Here is a 1,552-nt window from a genome sequence, read left to right as displayed (position 1 = left end):
TGTTTTTATATTGATTTTAGAGTATAATTTCCCTTGAGAATGTGTCATTTTAGCCAAAAAAGTGGGGGAAATAATGAAACCAAAAAAGAAAGATTTTCCATTGGAAGAGTATTTATATCCACCCTTAGTTAACATAATAGATATGAATCATCCGTTGGTAAAATTAGCAGATGCGATAGATTGGTCTAAATTAGAAGAGATATTTGGTAGCCTTTACCACGAAAAGAAAGGCCGTCCTGGTATTAGTATTCGTTTAATGATAGGTCTTCATTATTTGAAATACACATACAATATGAGTGATGTTGAAGTATTGAATCGTTGGTTAGAAAATCCATATTGGCAATATTTTACAGGAGAGAAGGTATTTCAGAAGGAATTGCCAATAGATTCAAGCAGTATGACGAAATTTAGGAAACGGTTAAAGGAAAAAGAATTAGATGAATTGTTATCAGAAACAATACGAGTAGGTTTTTCGGAAGGATATTTGAAGAAAGAAGATATTTCAGAAGTAGCAGTTGATACGACGGTGCAGGAGAAGGAGATAAAGTATCCGACGGATATTCAGTTATATTATGATTTTATTGTATTATTAAATAGATACCGGAAGCAAAAAGGTATGAAATTAAAGAACAGTTATGAAAAATCATGTAAGAAATTGTTAAGGAAATACAGCGGTTATATTCATGCTAAACAGTTTAAACGTGCTGCGAAGGTACTAAAGCGAGTTAGAACGAGGAGTTTAAGGTTGTATCGTGAGATAGAGAAGCGTTTGTTGGATTATGAGAAATCAGAGGAAGAATTTTTGAAATTGAAGGACTATTATGAAAGTTTAAAAGAGCGCAAAAGGAGTAGTAAGAATAAATTATACAGCTTATGGGCACCTGAGGTTGAGTGTATCAGTAAAGGTAAGCTTCATAAGAGGTATGAGTTTGGAGTAAAAACCGGAATAGTAAGCAGTTTAAGTAAAGGATTTGTTTTTAGTTGCAAGGTATTTTCAGGTAACCCTTACGATGGTCACACGTTATCAGATAATTTAAGTGATGCGGAAGAACGTTTAAGATTTTTTGGTAAGATAAGACGAGCTTTTGTGGATTTGGGTTATCGTAAACATGATTATGAAGGAGAAGTTGATGTTGTGGTAGTTCCTAAGAATTTGCAAAGATTTGATGATTTGTTGAAGAGGAAGATGAAACGCCGTAGTGTTATAGAAGCTGTAATAAGTCATATGAAACGAATGTGTCGATTTGATAAGAACAAGCTTCACGGTAGGATGGGAGACAAGATAAATGCGGTATTTTCAGCGATAGGTCACAACCTGAGGCTATTATTGGCCTTTTTTTCTTTTGTTTTATTTTTTGGTGCTGAAAAGGATGGAGTATTGTCATTTTATAGAATTTTGTTGGTTATTGTTACTACAATTGTAGAGTTTAAGACCGTTTGTTTATAAATAATGAATTACCAAAAAGATGAAAAAATGTGAAAAATGAATTTTTCAGTAGGAATTAAATAATTTTCTATTAACTTTACTATCCAAAGGTAGATACTGTTTTAC

1 protein-coding gene is annotated in these 1,552 nt (G+C 32.6%); it reads left to right on the top strand.

What is annotated here, in order from left to right; all coding sequences use genetic code 11:
• Positions 1 to 73: 73 nt before the first annotated feature.
• On the top strand, positions 74 to 1,447 hold the full coding sequence (locus tag OWK30_RS11445; protein ID WP_423326611.1) for an IS5 family transposase: 1,374 nt from the start codon (positions 74 to 76) through the stop codon (positions 1,445 to 1,447).
• Positions 1,448 to 1,552 lie beyond the last annotated feature (105 nt).

Origin of the sequence: Deferribacter abyssi (assembly GCF_049472655.1) — a bacterium.
In the GTDB taxonomy this organism is placed as follows: Bacteria; Chrysiogenota; Deferribacteres; order Deferribacterales; family Deferribacteraceae; genus Deferribacter; species Deferribacter abyssi.
This window is presented reverse-complemented; position numbering and strand designations above follow the sequence as displayed.